Raw genomic sequence first — 14,978 nt, 5'->3', positions numbered from 1 at the left:
ACCCGTCCGGAGAGGTTCACCGATGCGTTCTCGTCCGCGGTTGTCTTGAATGGACCCCGTGGAGATCCTGGCCGACGCCGCGACACTGGCGCTGTACACGACCGACGCCTCCAACTACCGGCACGTGCCGAAGGGCGTGGTGCTGCCGCGGGACGTCGACGAGGTGATCGCGGCCGTCGCCGCCTGCCGCGAGGCCGGGCTGCCGGTGATCGCCCGTGGCGGCGGCACCAGCGTCGCGGGCAACTCGTGCGGGCCGGGCGTCGTGATCGACACGTCACGCCACTTCGGCGGGGTCCTCGCCCTCGACCCGGGGGCCCGCACGGCACGCGTCGCCCCGGGCACCGTCCTCGACGACCTCCAGCGGCTCGCCGCGCCGCACGGCCTCCGGTTCGGCCCCGATCCGTCGACGCATTCGCGCTGCACGATCGGCGGGATGATCGGCAACAACGCCTGCGGCTCGCATTCGGTGGCCTGGGGCCGCACGGTCGACGTCGTCCGGGAGCTGGACGTGCTGCTCTACGACGGCACCCGGCTCACCGTCGGGCCGACGTCGCCGTCCGAAGTGGACGCGCGGGCGGCCAGGCCCGGCACCGAAGGCCGGGTCTTCACGGAACTGCGCGCGCTCGTCCACGACAACCTGGCGCTGCTGCGGACGGAGCTGTCGTCGTTCAGCAGGCGGGTGTCCGGCTACGGGCTGGAGCACCTGTTGCCGGAGAACGGTTTCGACGTCGCCAAGGCGCTGGTCGGCAGCGAGGGCACCTGCGTCACCGTGCTGGAGGCGACGGTCTCCCTCGCCGAGGTGCCGAAACGCAAGGTGCTCGCGGTGCTCGGCTTCGAATCCGACATCGCCGCGGCCGACGCGGTCCCGGAGATCCTGCCCTGGTCGCCGTTGACCGTCGAGGGCGTCGACGCGGACCTCGTCGCCCTGCTCGAGCCCGGCCGCGCCGACGGGCTTCCCCCGGGCGGTGCGTGGCTGTTCGTCGAGATGGCCGATCCGGACAAGGCTCGCGGGCTGATCGACGGGCTCCGCGGCGCGCTGACCGGATCCACACTGCTGGACGACGCGGCCGCGCAGAAGCGGCTGTGGCGGATCCGGGAGGAGGGCGCCGGTCTCGCGACCCGGCTCGCCGGGGGCGAAGAGGCCTGGCCGGGCTGGGAGGACGCGGCCGTCCCGCCCGAGCGTCTGGGCGCCTACTTGCGGGAGTTCAAGCAGCTCATGCGCGAGCACGGGCGCAAGAGCGTCGTCTACGGCCACTACGGCGAAGGCTGCCTGCACCTGCGGCTGGACTTCGACCTGCTGTCGCCGCAGGGGATCGCCGGGTTCCGGTCGTTCCTCGAAGAGGCGGCGGACCTGGTCGCCGCGCACGGCGGCTCGTTGTCCGGGGAACACGGTGACGGTCAGGCGCGTTCGGAGCTGCTGTCCCGGATGTACAGTCCCGAAATCCTCGCGCTTTTCGCGCGGTTCAAGGGGATCTTCGATCCGGCGGGCATGATGAACCCCGGCATCCTGGTGAACCCCAGGCCGGTCGACGCCGATCTTCGCGTCCGGCGCGCGCCGCTGGACCTCGAAGACGTCACCGCGCTCGCGTACCCGGAGGACAGGGGGAGTTTCGGGCAGGCGATGCGGCGCTGCGTCGGCGTCGGGAAATGCCGCAACACCACCGGAGCCGGCGTGATGTGCCCGAGCTACCGCGCCACGCGCGAGGAGAAGCACTCCACGCGGGGACGCGCGCATCTGCTCGCCGAAATGGTGAACGGCGAGCTGATCACCGGCGGCTGGCGCTCCGAGGAGGTCGCCGAGGCGCTGGATCTCTGCCTGTCGTGCAAGGGATGCCTGTCCGACTGCCCGGTCGACGTCGACATGGCGACGTACAAGGCGGAATTCCTGCATCAGCACCACAAGGGACGGCTCCGTCCGGCGTCGCACTACTCGATGGGCTGGCTGCCGTTGTGGTTGCGCGCGGCATCGGTCGCGCCCCGGCTGGCGAACACGATGTCGCGCCGGTTTTCCGGGCTGCTGAAGAAGTTCGGCGGGATCGCGCCGGAACGGGAGCTGCCGACCTTCGCCACGGTTCCGTTCACGCGGCGCCGTACGGATCTCAAGCGCTGGGCGACCGGTTCGCGGCGCGTGGTGCTGTGGCCCGACTCGTTCAACAACTACCTCACGCCGGACGTCCTCGACGCCGCGGCCGAGGTGCTCACCGCCGCCGGGTACGACGTCGTCCTGCCCGATCGCGGCGTCTGCTGCGGGCTGACGTGGGTGTCCACCGGGCAGCTGGACGTGGCGAAGAACGTGTTGCGCCGCACGCTTTCCGTCCTCGAACCGTACCTGCGTGCGGGGTATCGGGTGGCGGGTCTGGAGCCGAGTTGCACGGCGCTGTTCCGTGGTGATCTCCCGGCGCTCCTGCCTGGCGACCCGGTCGCGGAGCTGCTCGCCGAACGGACCAGGACCTTCGCCGAACTCGTCGAGGACTCGCCGCTCGAATTCCGGTCTCTGGACGTCGAAGCGCTCAGCCAGGTGCACTGTCACCAGCACGCCGTGCTCGGCTTCGACGCCGACGAGGCCGCGATGCGCGCCGCGGGTGTCCACAATTCCACAATGGACTCGGGCTGCTGTGGACTGGCGGGGAACTTCGGTTTCGAACGCGGGCACTACGACGTTTCCGTCGCCTGCGCCGAAGACCGCATGCTGCCCGCGATCCGTGCCGCGGCCGAGGGCACCGAGGTGGTCGCGGACGGCTTCAGCTGCCGGACGCAGATCGAGCAGCTCGACGGGCGGCGGGCCGTGCACTTGGCGGAGCTGTTGAGGCGCGCGCTGCCTTAGGTGCCGCGATGGGCGTTGCGAAAGCCACTTTCGCAACCTTCAACGTTGCGAAAGTGGCTTTCGCAACGTCGGTGGAGCCAGGGGTCGGCGGCCAGGTCAGGGAGACCGGCGAGCATGTCGCGAAAGCCACTTTCGGGACATCAGACGTCGCGAAAGTGGCTTTCGCGACACCCTGCACCTGGCCGACCGTCCTTACCACTCACGAGACGTGACCGAGGCGCGCGTCCCGTTCCGCGTACTTCTTCAACGTCAGCAGCTGTTTCCGCATCATGACCAGGTCACCCCAGCCGAGCAGGAACTCCTTGACGCGCCCCCGGAATCCCCGAGAGGTCACGACGATGCGGCACAGCATGCGGCACGACCTCTCGTCGATCGGCTCGACCGAGTACGTGACGGCCACCGGGCCGAACAGGTTCTCGGACTTGGCGAAGGTCCGCCCGGTGAGACTGTGCCCACGGTCGACCTCGGTCAGCTCGAACACGATCAGCGTGTCGCCGGGAGCGAGTTCGTCGGCGCCGGGAGTGAGGCTGTCCGGGCTGCGGCGCCCCAGGTTGTCGAGCAGGTCATAGCTGTAGGGCGCGACCGAGATCTGGCAGAGCCAGCGGTAGGCCAGCGCGGCGGGCGCGTGCACGGTGACGGCGCGGTCGAAACGCGCGACAGGGCCGTCCAGCAGGGTGTCCGCCGGCTGCGCGCGGCGGCGTTCTTCCGGGGTCGCGCCCCAGTTCGCGGGTGAGCCGAAGGTCATGGCCGCCTCCGTACGGTGCCGTATGGTTTTCCATACGGTAGCGTACGGGACGTGAAACGGAAGCTCGCACCGGAAGATTGGGCCGACGCGGCGCTCGAAGCGTTGTGCGAGGGCGGGGTCGCCGCGATCGCCGTCGAGCCCATCGCGGCGAAACTCGGGACGACGAAAGGCAGCTTCTACTGGCATTTCGCGAATCGGGGCGCGCTGGTCGAAGCCGCCGTGCGCCGATGGGCCGAGCAGGACACCGAGGCGTTGATCACGCTGCTGGACGGGATCTCGGACCCGGAGCGGAGGCTGCGCGAACTCTTCACCCTCGTCTTCGGATCCACGGACGACGAACGGGCCGAGCTGGCGCTGCTCGCCCACGCCGGTGACCCGGTGATCGGCCCGCCGCTGGCCGAGGTCACCGCGCGACGCGTCGACTTCATCGTCCGGTGTTTCCGGGAAATGGGCCTCCCGGACACCGAATCCCGGCATCGCGGCCTACTGGCGTACACGGCCTTCATCGGCTTGATCCAGGCGCAGCGGGCGAGCGGCGGCACCCTCCTGCCCGCACCGGAACGGCCGGGCTACCTGGAGTTCCTGCGCGGGATTATCACCCGGTGATAAGGATCTTCGGCTCTTCGGGCGGGTGACCGGCCGGATCCTTCCGGCCACGACGGCCGCCGCTCATCATCATGCTCCATGACAGCCACGTATCCCGCGGCGAAGGACGACCCCGCGACCCCCATGGGCGCGATCTACGCCAAATATCCGCCGATGTCCCGGGTCGTCTTCCCCAGCGGCTGCGAAGGCTGGCTGGTGACCCGGTACGAAGACGTCCGCCTGATCTTCTCGGACACGCGGTTCTCCCGGAACCTGCTCGCACCGGGCGCGCCGTGCCTCATCGAACCCGGCGATTTCTCCACCGGTGAGCACAGCATCCTCAACATGGACCCGCCGGATCACACGCGGCTGCGGAAGCTGACGGCGCAGGCCTTCACCGTCCGCCGGATCGCCGGGCTGCGGCCGCGGATCCAGGAGATCGCGGGCACGCTGCTGCGGGCGATGATCGAGCACGGTCCGCCGGTGGATCTGGTGGAGACGTTCGCCTTCCCGCTGCCCACCGCGGTCATGTGCGAGATCCTCGGCGTCCCTTACGAAGGCAGGGAACGGTTTCGCCAATGGTCACGCGTGATCGTCACGCCGACGGCGTACACCCCGGCGGAAGTGGCGCAGGCCCGGCGTGACGGGGCGGACGACATGGCGGCACTCGTCGCCGTCAAGCGGGTGACGCCGGGTGAGGACCTGCTGAGCGTCCTCGTGCACGCACATGACGAGGACGGCGATCGGCTCACCGAGGCCGAATTGATCGATCTGGCCACCCAGCTCCTGCTCGCCGGGCACGAGACCACGGTCAGCCTCATCGCGACCGGGATCGTGCTGCTGGCGGGGCATCCGGACCAGCTCGCCGCGCTGCGTTCGGATCCCAGCCTGACCGAAGGGGCCGTCGAAGAGATCATGCGGTTCGACGGGCCCGCCGACGCGTCGCTGCTCCGGCTCGCGCTGGAGGACGTCGAGCTGAGCGCGGGTGTGGTCCGGCGCGGTGAGGCGGTGCTGGCGCACACGGGTGCGGCGAACCGCGACGAAGCCGCCTTCCCCGGTGCGTCGCGGTTCGACATCCGGCGCCGGAACGCGCCGCAGCTCGGCTTCGGGCACGGCCTCCACTTCTGCCTCGGCGCGGCACTCGCCCGGCTCGAAGGAGAGATCGCGTTCCGCACCCTGCTTGACGGCTTGCCGGGTCTGGATCTCGCGGTGCCCGCTTCGGCCATCGTCTGGCGTCCGCCGCTTTCGATCCGCGGCCCGGAAGCTGTGCCGGTGACGTGGGCTACCACCAAGCGCGGCTGAGGCTCTCCAGCGTCGGTTCTTCCGGCGCCGGAAGAACCTTGAAGTACCAGGTGAAGTTGGAGTAGACGTGCAACAGCGCGTACGCCAGGCAACGCCGGGAGAACCCTTCGTCCGGCTCGACGCCGTATCCGGCCAGCAACCGTCGCAGGAAGTCCTTGTCTCCGCCCGAAACGAACAGCCCGACGGCGACGAAGTCGTACTCGGCCGCACCCCGCATCGCCGGTTCGAAATCGAAGAGCCCGGTCAGCCGCGGGCGTTCGCCGTCGTGGACGACCATGAGATGGTCGCGCATGAATTCGGTGTGCAGCGGGACGACGGGCGGGCTGCCCAGGTCGACCGAGTCGAGGAACGCCGGAATCCGGCCGATCCAAGACTCGTCGAGCCCGGTCTGGCGGTGGTGTTCGACGACTTTCGCGCGCTGCTCGGCGACGAATGCGGCCCAGTCCGGCGGACCGAGGACGTCGAGGCGGGGGTCGTGCAGCGAATGCAGGGCGGCCAGCGCTTCGCCGAGTTCGGGAGCAAGCCGGTGTTTGTCCTCAGTGGACAGTTTCGGCCACGCGTCCTTCAGCGTTTCGCCGCGCAGGCGGTCCATGAGCACATAGCCCCAGCCGTCCCGTTCGCCGGCGTCGCGCACGGCCGGGGTCGGGATCGGCAGTTTCCCGTGCAGGACTTCGAGCATCGTCCGCTCGGTCGGGAGTTCGCCGAGATGCACCGGCGGGAACAGCTTGAGCACCAGATCTTCGCCGACGGCGTAGACCGGCAGCGAGCCTTCGGTGAACGGGACGGCTTCGCCGAAGCCCAGCGACGCCACCGCCGGAAGGAGGTCTTGCCTGGTCAGCGCGTCGAACTCGGCTTCGGTGCTGGCGGGCGGGAACGTGATCACCGCACGACCGTAGAGCAGCGCGCCGTGGACGGCGACGGAATTACCCGCTGCGCTCCAGCAGCGTCCGCGCCGCGCCGAGCACCAGACGGCAGACGTCGTCGGGATCCGCGCTGGCCAGCGGTTCCTTGCCGGTGATGTCGCGGACCAGGCCGATCCCGAGCAGCCAGGCGAGGACGAGGTCGGCCCGCAGGTCCGCGTCGTCGGCGTCGGTCAGCGTGGCGAGCACCTTCGCGTACTCCTCGCCGAGCTGCCGCCGGACCGCGGCGGCGGCGCTGTCGTGACCCGTCGAGCGGAGGTACGCGTCGAGGGTGCGGTCGCGGCCGGTGTCGGACTCCAGCATGCTGCGCAACGCCGTCCCGAGCAGTTCGTCCGGTGGGGTGGTGGCGATCTGCTCGCGTCCGCCGCGCGCCAGGACCTCCTCGAACAGCGCGTCCTTCGAACCGAAGTAGCGGAACAGCAAGGCCTGGTTGGCTCCGGCGAGTTTCGCGATGTCGCGGACGGTCGTCCGGTCGAAACCGCGTTCGGCGAAGAGAGCCGCCGCCGCATCGAGCAGGGCGGCCCTGGTCGCGGCCGCGTCGCGCTTGCGGACCTGCGGTTCTTCCGTCATCGCCAAAGGCTAGCCGGACGTCGCACGGTAGGCGCATTGACGCTCAGCGTGATCATGGTTAGCGTTGTAAGCAGTTGCTTACAAACCGCCGAGCCGGGGGGTTTCCGGACAAATGACCACCACTGACACCGAATTCGTCGCCTATCCCTTCAACGAAGACGCCGGGCTCGAACTCAACGAGGCGTACGCGGCGGCCCGCGCGACCAAGGGCATGCTCCGCGTCCGTCTTCCGCACGGGGAGCCGGCGTGGCTCGCCACCCGGTACGCCGACGCGCGTCTGGTTCTGGGCGACCGCCGCTTCTCCCGTGCGATGGCGGCGGAACGGGACGAGCCGCGGATGGCGCCGGGCAGGCGGCCCGGCGGGATCCTCAGCATGGACCCGCCGGATCACACCCGGCTGCGCACGCTGGTCGCGAAGGCGTTCACCATGCGCCGCGTCGAACTCCTGCGGCCGCGCGTCGCCGAGCTGGCGGCGGGCCTGATCCAGGACATGAAGGCCAAGGGCCAGCCCGCCGACCTGGTCGAGGACTACGCGCTGCCGATCCCGGTCGCGGTGATCTGCGAGCTGCTCGGCGTCCCGGTCGAGGACCGGCCGAAGTTCCGCGTATGGAGCGACGCCGCGCTGTCGACCAGCCCGCTGACCACCGAAGAGATGATGGCCAACCAGGACGAGCTGCGGGCGTACATGCACGTTCTCGTCGAGCAGCATCGCGCCGAACCCCAGGACGACCTGATGACCGCGCTGATCGAGGCGCGCGACGTCCGCGACCGGCTGACCGAGCTGGAACTGGTCGACCTGTGCATCGGCATCCTGGTCGCCGGGCACGAGACCACCGCCAGCCAGATCCCCAACTTCGTCTACGCCCTGCTCGAACAGCCGGACCAGCTCGCCCGCCTCCGCGCGGACCTGGACCTGATCCCGGCCGCGGTCGAGGAACTGCTCCGGTTCATCCCGCTGGGTGCCGGAGCCGGGTTCGCCCGGTACGCCACCGAAGACGTCCAGGTGGGTGACGTGCTCGTGAAGGAGGGCGAGCCGGTGATGGTCGCGATCGGCGCCGCGAACCGGGACGGGCTCCAGTTCACGTCCGCGGAGACCCTCGAATTCGACCGGGAATCCAACCCCCACCTCGGTTTCGGCCACGGCGTGCACCACTGCCTCGGCGCTCCGCTGGCGAGGCTGGAACTGCAGGAGGCTCTGCGGGCATTGCTGCGCGATCTCCCCGGGCTGCGCCTCGACGGCGATATCGTGTGGAAGACGCAGATGCTGGTGCGGGGGCCCCGCTCCATGCCGATCGGATGGTGAGCATGAGCTGGAAAGTCGACGTCGATGGCGACACGTGCATCGGCTCGGGAATGTGCGCCGCGCTGAAGCCGGAGGTCTTCGTGCTCGAAGGTGCCACGGCGACGGTGGTCACGGGCGAGGTGGAGCCGGACGAGACGGTGCTCGACGCGGCGGATTCGTGCCCCGCGATGGCCATCGAGGTGACGGAGAAGGGTGAGGTGATCGGGCCGCGGCCCTGATGACCGCTCGTTAATGCGTGGCGGTCGCCGGTGAACAGGCGTAGGACGACAGGGTGAGCGATGACGGCTTGACCCTCCGCACTCTGACCACCGACGACCTGCCCGCGTTCGCGGAACTGCTCGCGAGCGCCTTCCTGACCGATCCGACGGAAGGCCTGAAACACCGCGAAAGGCTGGTGTTCGAGCCGGACCGCACGCACGGTGTGTTCGACGGCGACGACCTCATCGGGGTGGGGGAACTGCTCACCCGCAAGATCACCGTTCCGGGGGCCGGACAGACGCCGTTCGCCGGGGTGACGTCGGTCGCCGTCGCGCCGGGGCACCGCAGGCGGGGCGTGCTCACCCGGGTCATGCGGGCGCAATTGCACGGCCTGCACGAAGACGGCGGCGAACCGATCGCCGCGTTGTGGGCGTCCGAAGCGGTCATCTACCCCCGATTCGGTTACGGTCTCGCGGCGCAGTTCCACCGCACGAAGGTGCGCGCCAAGTCCGCGTTCCGGCCCGGCGTCGAGCTCGAAGCCGAACGAGTACGCGAAGTCGCGCGGAAACAGGCGATCCCGCTGATCAAGGCGATCTACGAAAAGGAAGCGCCACAACGGGTCGGCGCCCTCGACCGGCCCGAGTCGGCCTGGGAGTTCGTACTCGACGACCCGGAGTACCGCCGCCATGGGGCGACCGCGCTGAAGTTCGCCGTGCTCCCGGACGGCTACGTGATCTACCGGCTGAAGAACGACTGGAACGAGGAAGGCCCGCGAGGAATTCTGACGGTGCAGGAACTGGTCGCGACCACTCCGGAGGCGTACGCGACGTTGTATCGCTTCCTGCTCGACTACGACCTGGTGTTCACGGTGGAGGGGTTCGCCGCCCTCGACGAGCCGCTCGTCCATCTGCTCGCCAATCCCCGTGCCATGAACCGGTCCGCCGGTGACTCCTTGTGGCTCCGGCTCGTCGACGTCGACCGCGGCCTCGTCACCCGGCGCTACGGTGCTCCGGTGGATCTCGTGCTCGGCGTGCGTGACGCCTTCTGTCCGTGGAACACCGGGAACTGGCGGCTCGTCACCGACGCCGGCGGGAACGCCGAGGTGACGCGCGTGGAGGACGCGCCGGATCTCGAACTGGGCGTGGACGACCTCGGCGCGATCTTCCTCGGTGGCACCAGGCCCAGCACGCTGGCCGCGGCGGGCCGGATCAGGGAGCGGACCGCCGGCGCCGTCGCCCGGGCGACGGCCGCGTTCGCCTCCGACCGCGAGCCGTCCTGCGTCGAATCCTTCTAGCATTACCTGCCGGGTAATCGACTTCGCGTGGTCGCTCTTGCCAAGGTGACCAGGTGCGAAAAATCAAGAGATTCGTTGGTGTGGCGGCGGTTCTGCTCGGTGCGACGGTGATGGGAAGCGGGACGGCGGTGGCTGAGACGACCGAAGGCTGTGCACTTCCGAAGCAGCTCGGAGACCTGGTCGAAGGCGCGGTGTCACCGTCCGCCTGCGCCTTCATCGTCAAACAGACCGAATTCGGAGCCATGCGCTCGGACACGCCCGAAGCGCGGGAGGCCCGCGTTCGGCTGTACGGCACCATTTTCGCCGCGGACGGGACACTCGCGGAATCGGGCAGCGCCGCGCCGGTCCAAGGCAGGGCGAACATCGAGAACAGCCTGCGCACCCTGCTGGGCGCGTTCCCGACGTTCCGGTTCACGCCGGTGAGGATCTCGGTGAACGGCGACGCCGTCTTCTACGAAGCGGACAACGAAGCGGTGATCCACGGCCGGATGGTGCGGTACCCGGCCGTCTACCGGGTGGTGCTCGAGAACGGCGAGGTCACCCAAGGCCGCCGCTACCACGATCGGACGGAATGGTTCCGCCCGCTGGAGAACGACGGCCTTCGCGAACTGTTCGCCGGTGTCGGCGACAACTGTCCGCGGCCGGGGCCGGCCTTCACCGGGCCGGGGCTGACCGCACCGGTTACGGACCCGGCGTGCCATCTCGCTTACCTCGGCAGGCTTTCGGGCGCGATGACCGACGTCCGGCTGGCACCCGATCAGGTGGCGGGGGAGTTCCGGGAGTATCGCGGGACCGTGCGGGCGAAGGGGCGGACGATCGACTTCGGAATGGTCGTGGGCACCGGCTCCGGCGTTCTCCGCTACTACTTCGACACGCTTCCGCTGAGCTACGACGACGCGGAAATGGCCGCCTTGTTCACCAAGCTGATCACGGGTGCAGCACCCCCTGCTCGGTGACGACCGCGGTGACCAGTTCGAACGGCGTCACGTCGAAGGCCGGGTTGAACACCTCCGCGCCTTCGGGAGCGACCTTCGTGCCACCGAAACCCAGGACCTCGCCGGGATCGCGCTCCTCGATCACGATCCCGGCGCCGTCCGGCATCGCGGTGTCCACAGTGGACGAAGGGGCGACGACCACGAACGGGATCCCGTGGTGCTTCGCCGCGATCGCCAGGCCGTAGGTGCCGATCTTGTTGGCGACGTCGCCGTTGGCGGCGATCCGGTCGGCGCCGACGAGCACGCAGTCGACGAGGCCGCGGCTCATCGCGGCGGCGGCCGCGCCGTCGGGCTGGATCCGGTACGGGACACCGGCTTCGGCCAGCTCCCACGCGGTCAGGCGGGCGCCCTGCAGCAGCGGCCTGGTCTCGTCGACCAGCACGGACTCGACCAGGCCGCGGGCCTGAAGATGCCAGACGACGCCGAGCGCGCTGCCCCAGGCGACCGTGGCGAGGTGGCCCGCGTTGCAGTGACTGAGCAGCCGCAACGGCCGCCGCTCACAGTGTTCGAGCACCACTGCGGCCGCCAGCCGGGAGGCTTCGTGGTTGATCCGCTCGTCCTCGTCGAGGATCGCCAGCGCTTCGGCGAGGACGGCGTCCGGCCCCTCCGGGAGCTTCGCGAGGGCGCGGGAGACACCCCAGCTCAGGTTGACCGCCGTCGGCCGGGCCTGGGCGACACGATGCGCCTCGGCCTCGACGTCACCTCCCGCGCGGGTCGCGAGCACGACACCGAGCGCCCCCGCCGCGCCGAGCGCCGGCGCGCCGCGCACCGCCAGCCGCTGGATGGCGTCGACGAGCTCGCCGACCGTGCGCAGTTCGAGCAGGCGATACTCGGCGGGCAGGACGGTCTGGTCGATGATCGTGACCGCGTCACCGGTCCAGTCGATCGTCCTGCGCATGACTCCCCCGTGAAATCCGGTTGTCCCGTCGCGACCGCCTCGGTGAGGATGCGGCCCGTGACCATTCAACGCCACCATCCGCCCGGTCTGCACCCCACGCCCACCTACCACCACGTGACCATCGTCGAAGGACGGCGGGACGTCCACCTCGCCGGCCAGTGCCCGCTCGCCGAAGACGGCAAGGTCGTCGACGGCGACGTGCTCGCCCAGGTCGACCAGGTCGTCGCGAACACCGCCGCCGCGCTCGCCTTCGCCAAGGCGACCCCCGCCGACGTCGTGCGCACGGTGATCTACGTGGTCACCCCGGACGCCGACGTGCTCTCGGCCGTATGGGACCGGTTCGTGGAGTCGGAGATCGGCGAGGCCTTCACCACCGCGAGCACCCTGCTCGGCGTCGCGCAGCTCGGGTATCCCGGGCAGCTCGTCGAGCTCGACGTCACCGCCGCCACGGCCTGACCGCGCTCGGCTGTCTCCGCCGGATTCCGTAGCCAGGCCGAAGGCGTATCTCGCGTGATCAGACAGCGAACTCACGTGTACGCCGTCTGATCACGCGAGTTCGCATATCGGCCCGGCTCCCCGGCTCCGGCTCGGTCGTCAGAGACCCGCCATCAGATCGGTCTCGGTGATACCCGGCCCCTGCCCGGCGCGGATGAACCACTCGACGCCGAACGCCTGCGCGAAGGCCTCGTCCGGCATCGCGAGGAAGAACGAATCCTCACTGATCTGGCTGGCGTGCGCACGCATCGCGGCCCGCTTGGCCGGCAGATACGCGGTGACGTCGACCCTCGCCGTCAGGACCGCTTCCGGTTTGCCGAACTCGGAGCCGTCTTCGAAATCGGGGAGATCCTCCGCCTTCATTTGCCCCGTGCGCACCGCCTCCTCCATGCCGCGGCGCATCTCGTCACTGTTGCTCGTCGCCTCGTAGACCCGCGGCGTGCCCGCCAGCTCGGCCGCGCGCATGCCGACGCGATGCACCTGAATGTGGTCCGGATGCCCGTAGCCGCCGTTGTCGTCGTAAACGGTCAGGACGTCGGCCTGCTCCTCGCGCAGGATCGCGGCCAGGCGCTGCGCGGCCTCCTCGACGTCGGCCTGCCAGAACGTGCCGGGCTCGTCGTTGCGCGGCTCGCCCATCATGCCGGAATCGGTGTACCCCAGGAACTCCACCCGCTTGGCCCCCAGGACCTCGGCGGAAGCGTGCGTCTCCTGCACGCGGCGCTGCCACAACTCCTCTCCGTCGTCGAGGAACCCGTCCGGCACCTCGCCGACCTCCCCCCTGGTCGCGACGACGAGCACGACACGGTGACCTTCCTCGAAGGCCTTGCGCATGACGCCGCCCGCGACGATGCACTCGTCGTCGGGGTGGGCGTGAAAACTCACCAATGTGGCCATGCTGGGGAAACTACCGGGAGGCACCGACATATTCCGGTGCTTCGCCCACAGCGAAGAGCTCGTGAGTGTTCTAACCAAGGATGTCTTGAGTACCTACTGGCTCCAGGCCCCCCGGGGGTGTGTCGCGAAAGCCACTTTCGGGACATCAGACGTCGCGAAAGTGGCTTTCGCGACATGCTCGCCAGGACGGTGTCGTGCCCGGCCACGGCCGACGTTGCGAAAGCCACTTTCGCAACGCTGAAGGTTGCGAAAGTGGCTTTCGCAACCCCCGGCCCAGCCAGCACCCAACAGGATCCCCGCACTACAGGACGACACGCGAAACGCCGCCCGTGGCCCTAACCGTCCTTACCACTCACGAGCCCAACGCCCACTCACGCCGGAAAGACCCGCCCCAGGAACTCCAGCGTCAGCGCCCAAGCCGCCGCGGCGGGCTCCGGCTGGTGGAACATCGGCGCCACGTGGTTGTGGAACGCGTGCCCCGCACCCTCGTGGATGTGGATCTCCGCCCCGTCGTGCGAGGCGACCGCGTCGGCAAGGCGACGCACGCCTTCGACGGGGATGTAGGGATCCTCGCCGCCGAACTGGAACTGGATCGGGCAGGTGATCTCGTCCAGCAACGGGAGTTGCTCCGGAACGCGCGAGCCGTAGTACGAGACCGCGACATCCGGGTCCCCTTCGGCGGCGGCCGCGTACGCCATCGAACCGCCGAGGCAGAAACCGAAGAGGCCGGCGCGGCCGTCGGTCTCGGGCAGTTCGCGCAGCGTCGCGAGGGTCGCGAGCACGTCGGTGACGGCGCGCGCCGGGTCGAGCTGTCCGGCGACGGCCATCGAGGCCGAGACCCCGGCTTCGTCGTGCGTGGCCGACCAGCCGGGGGAGATCCGCCAGAACAGTTCGGGCACGGCGACGACGTAGCCGAGGGCGGCCAGGTCGGCGGCGACCGACTTGAGGTAGTCGTCGAGACCGAAGATCTCCTGGATCAGCACCAGTCCCGGGCCGGAGCCGGATTCGGGCAGCCAGAGCGGGGCGTCGAACGAGCCGTCGGCGACGGTCACCTTGGTCATCGGGTTCCTTCCAGTGCGCGCACGAGGCAGTCCGCCACCAGGGCGGCCTGTGTGCCGTCGGGGTCGAGGTCGGGATCGAAGATGGTCAGCTCCAGCCCGGCGGCGCCGGGGATCGCGAGCAGGCCGCGGAGCAGTTCGACGAGCTTGTCCGGGCTGAGCCCGCCGGGATCGGGACTGTCCACAGCGGACACGAACTCCGGGTCGAGCGTGTCGATGTCGACGTGGATCCAGAAACCGTCCAGCGGCGCGAAGATCTCGCGGGCGGCGGCGAGCGCGCCGCCGGTGCCGGACGCCATGATCTCCTGGCTGGTCACGACGCGCAGCCCCGCGTCCCGCGCCTCGGCGGACTCCTCCGCGCGAACGCCGAGCACGAGGACGTCCTCGTCACGGACGTACGGCCCCAGACCGTCCACATCGGCCAGTTCGGCTTGGCCGCGGCCGGTGACGACGGCGAGGGCCTCACCGCCCACGTTGGCGACGTGATCGGAATTGCCGAGATGCCGGAAGTCGTCGTGGCCGTCGAAGTAGACGATGCCGAAGCGTCCTTCGCGACGCAGAGTCAGCATCGCGGCGAGCGCGATCGAACAGTCGCCGCCGAGCACCACCGGGAAGCCGCCGTCCGCGCGGATCTTCGCCAGCCGGCCGGCGAGGGCCGCGGTGTAGGTCGCGATCCCGTCCGCGTTGCGCACCCCGCCGCCGGGCGACCAAGCGGGCAGATAGCGCGGCGGGGTGACGACGCCGCCGTCCCTGGCGCCCAAACGGGTGAGCAGACCCTGGTCGCGCAGCGCGCCCGGTGCCTTGTAGCAGCCGGGGACCACACCTTCGGCGGGCGGGCGCAGTCCGAGATTGGACGGTGCGTCGAGCAGTACGAAATTCCCCATGCCCCCACCGTAG

The 14,978-nt window shown here is 69.7% G+C and carries 15 protein-coding genes; 8 read left to right on the top strand and 7 right to left on the bottom strand.

Translation table 11 applies throughout. From position 1 onward, the window contains the following. Window positions 1-49 precede the first annotated feature (49 nt). On the top strand, window positions 50-2,824 hold the full coding sequence (locus H4W30_RS31310) for an FAD-binding and (Fe-S)-binding domain-containing protein (RefSeq protein ID WP_225949933.1): 2,775 nt from the start codon (window positions 50-52) through the stop codon (window positions 2,822-2,824). Between the two features lie 199 nt (window positions 2,825-3,023). Here the strand turns inward: H4W30_RS31310 and H4W30_RS31305 are convergent, their stop codons facing one another. Further along, window positions 3,024-3,569 carry an SRPBCC family protein gene (locus H4W30_RS31305; protein WP_192746066.1) on the bottom strand — a complete coding sequence of 182 codons (546 nt, stop codon included), beginning with the start codon at window positions 3,567-3,569 and terminating at the stop codon, window positions 3,024-3,026. A gap of 51 nt (window positions 3,570-3,620) precedes the next feature. On the opposite strand from H4W30_RS31305, the gene H4W30_RS31300 reads away from it, so the two are divergent. Together H4W30_RS31300 and H4W30_RS31295 are read left to right on the top strand one after the other, a co-directional pair. Next, window positions 3,621-4,175, top strand: a complete 555-nt coding sequence (locus H4W30_RS31300) for a TetR/AcrR family transcriptional regulator (RefSeq protein ID WP_318780697.1) — start codon at window positions 3,621-3,623, stop codon at window positions 4,173-4,175. Window positions 4,176-4,253: 78 nt separating this feature from the next. Next, the gene (locus H4W30_RS31295; protein ID WP_192746064.1) at window positions 4,254-5,456 is read left to right on the top strand and encodes a cytochrome P450; all 1,203 of its coding nucleotides are present in this window, start codon (window positions 4,254-4,256) and stop codon (window positions 5,454-5,456) included. Here the strand turns inward: H4W30_RS31295 and H4W30_RS31290 are convergent. After that, window positions 5,437-6,339 (bottom strand): phosphotransferase family protein, encoded by a 903-nt coding sequence (locus tag H4W30_RS31290; protein WP_192746063.1) that lies wholly within the window; start codon window positions 6,337-6,339, stop codon window positions 5,437-5,439. The two genes, H4W30_RS31295 and H4W30_RS31290, sit on opposite strands and share 20 nt — an antisense overlap. A gap of 40 nt (window positions 6,340-6,379) precedes the next feature. Then, window positions 6,380-6,946, bottom strand: a complete 567-nt coding sequence (locus H4W30_RS31285) for a TetR/AcrR family transcriptional regulator (protein WP_192746062.1) — start codon at window positions 6,944-6,946, stop codon at window positions 6,380-6,382. 112 nt (window positions 6,947-7,058) lie between these two features. Here H4W30_RS31285 and H4W30_RS31280 point away from each other — a divergent pair, with 112 nt between their 5' ends. The 4 genes from H4W30_RS31280 (at window position 7,059) to H4W30_RS43890 (ending at window position 10,697) form a co-directional block, all read left to right on the top strand. Further along, window positions 7,059-8,249: a cytochrome P450 gene (locus H4W30_RS31280; RefSeq protein WP_192746061.1), complete on the top strand. Its 1,191-nt coding sequence runs from the start codon at window positions 7,059-7,061 to the stop codon at window positions 8,247-8,249. Between the two features lie 2 nt (window positions 8,250-8,251). Continuing rightward, window positions 8,252-8,467: a ferredoxin gene (locus tag H4W30_RS31275; protein WP_126735463.1), complete on the top strand. Its 216-nt coding sequence runs from the start codon at window positions 8,252-8,254 to the stop codon at window positions 8,465-8,467. Between the two features lie 53 nt (window positions 8,468-8,520). Continuing rightward, window positions 8,521-9,741 (top strand): GNAT family N-acetyltransferase, encoded by a 1,221-nt coding sequence (locus tag H4W30_RS31270; protein WP_192746060.1) that lies wholly within the window; start codon window positions 8,521-8,523, stop codon window positions 9,739-9,741. An 80-nt stretch (window positions 9,742-9,821) separates the two neighbouring features. Further along, window positions 9,822-10,697: a nuclear transport factor 2 family protein gene (locus H4W30_RS43890; protein WP_318780696.1), complete on the top strand. Its 876-nt coding sequence runs from the start codon at window positions 9,822-9,824 to the stop codon at window positions 10,695-10,697. Here the strand turns inward: H4W30_RS43890 and mtnA are convergent. Continuing rightward, window positions 10,669-11,634: an S-methyl-5-thioribose-1-phosphate isomerase gene (mtnA, locus tag H4W30_RS31255; RefSeq protein ID WP_192746059.1), complete on the bottom strand. Its 966-nt coding sequence runs from the start codon at window positions 11,632-11,634 to the stop codon at window positions 10,669-10,671. The genes H4W30_RS43890 and mtnA overlap by 29 nt on opposite strands. Window positions 11,635-11,691: 57 nt before the next feature. On the opposite strand from mtnA, the gene H4W30_RS31250 reads away from it, so the two are divergent. Beyond that, entirely contained in the window at window positions 11,692-12,090 is a 399-nt protein-coding gene (locus tag H4W30_RS31250) for a RidA family protein (protein WP_192746058.1), read from the top strand. Between the two features lie 138 nt (window positions 12,091-12,228). Here the strand turns inward: H4W30_RS31250 and H4W30_RS31245 are convergent, their stop codons facing one another. The 3 genes from H4W30_RS31245 to H4W30_RS31235 all read right to left on the bottom strand — a co-directional run bounded on the left by H4W30_RS31245 (window position 12,229) and on the right by H4W30_RS31235 (window position 14,965). Continuing rightward, entirely contained in the window at window positions 12,229-13,023 is a 795-nt protein-coding gene (locus H4W30_RS31245; protein ID WP_126735470.1) for a PIG-L family deacetylase, read from the bottom strand. Between the two features lie 371 nt (window positions 13,024-13,394). Next, window positions 13,395-14,084, bottom strand: coding sequence for a dienelactone hydrolase family protein (locus H4W30_RS31240; RefSeq protein WP_192746057.1), 690 nt, complete (start codon window positions 14,082-14,084; stop codon window positions 13,395-13,397). After that, window positions 14,081-14,965 carry an arginase family protein gene (locus tag H4W30_RS31235; protein WP_192746056.1) on the bottom strand — a complete coding sequence of 295 codons (885 nt, stop codon included), beginning with the start codon at window positions 14,963-14,965 and terminating at the stop codon, window positions 14,081-14,083. Before H4W30_RS31235 ends, H4W30_RS31240 begins: the two co-directional genes overlap by 4 nt. Window positions 14,966-14,978: the final 13 nt, after the last annotated feature.

Origin of the sequence: Amycolatopsis roodepoortensis (assembly GCF_014873915.1) — a bacterium.
Classification (GTDB): Bacteria; Actinomycetota; Actinomycetes; order Mycobacteriales; family Pseudonocardiaceae; genus Amycolatopsis; species Amycolatopsis roodepoortensis.
Note: the sequence above shows the minus strand (reverse complement) of the source record. Positions and strands in the feature narration are given on the sequence as shown.

What these genes read in the sequence shown, in the direction of transcription:
- mtnA (WP_192746059.1), bottom strand. Translation starts at nt 11,634, where the DNA reads ATGCGCAGGACGATCGACTGGACCGGTGACGCGGTCACGATCATCGAC.
- H4W30_RS31275 (WP_126735463.1), top strand. Translation starts at nt 8,252, where the DNA reads ATGAGCTGGAAAGTCGACGTCGATGGCGACACGTGCATCGGCTCGGGA.
- H4W30_RS31295 (WP_192746064.1), top strand. Translation starts at nt 4,254, where the DNA reads ATGACAGCCACGTATCCCGCGGCGAAGGACGACCCCGCGACCCCCATG.
- H4W30_RS31280 (WP_192746061.1), top strand. Translation starts at nt 7,059, where the DNA reads ATGACCACCACTGACACCGAATTCGTCGCCTATCCCTTCAACGAAGAC.
- H4W30_RS31305 (WP_192746066.1), bottom strand. Translation starts at nt 3,569, where the DNA reads ATGACCTTCGGCTCACCCGCGAACTGGGGCGCGACCCCGGAAGAACGC.
- H4W30_RS31235 (WP_192746056.1), bottom strand. Translation starts at nt 14,965, where the DNA reads ATGGGGAATTTCGTACTGCTCGACGCACCGTCCAATCTCGGACTGCGC.
- H4W30_RS31245 (WP_126735470.1), bottom strand. Translation starts at nt 13,023, where the DNA reads ATGGCCACATTGGTGAGTTTTCACGCCCACCCCGACGACGAGTGCATC.
- H4W30_RS31240 (WP_192746057.1), bottom strand. Translation starts at nt 14,084, where the DNA reads ATGACCAAGGTGACCGTCGCCGACGGCTCGTTCGACGCCCCGCTCTGG.
- H4W30_RS31285 (WP_192746062.1), bottom strand. Translation starts at nt 6,946, where the DNA reads ATGACGGAAGAACCGCAGGTCCGCAAGCGCGACGCGGCCGCGACCAGG.
- H4W30_RS31310 (WP_225949933.1), top strand. Translation starts at nt 50, where the DNA reads ATGGACCCCGTGGAGATCCTGGCCGACGCCGCGACACTGGCGCTGTAC.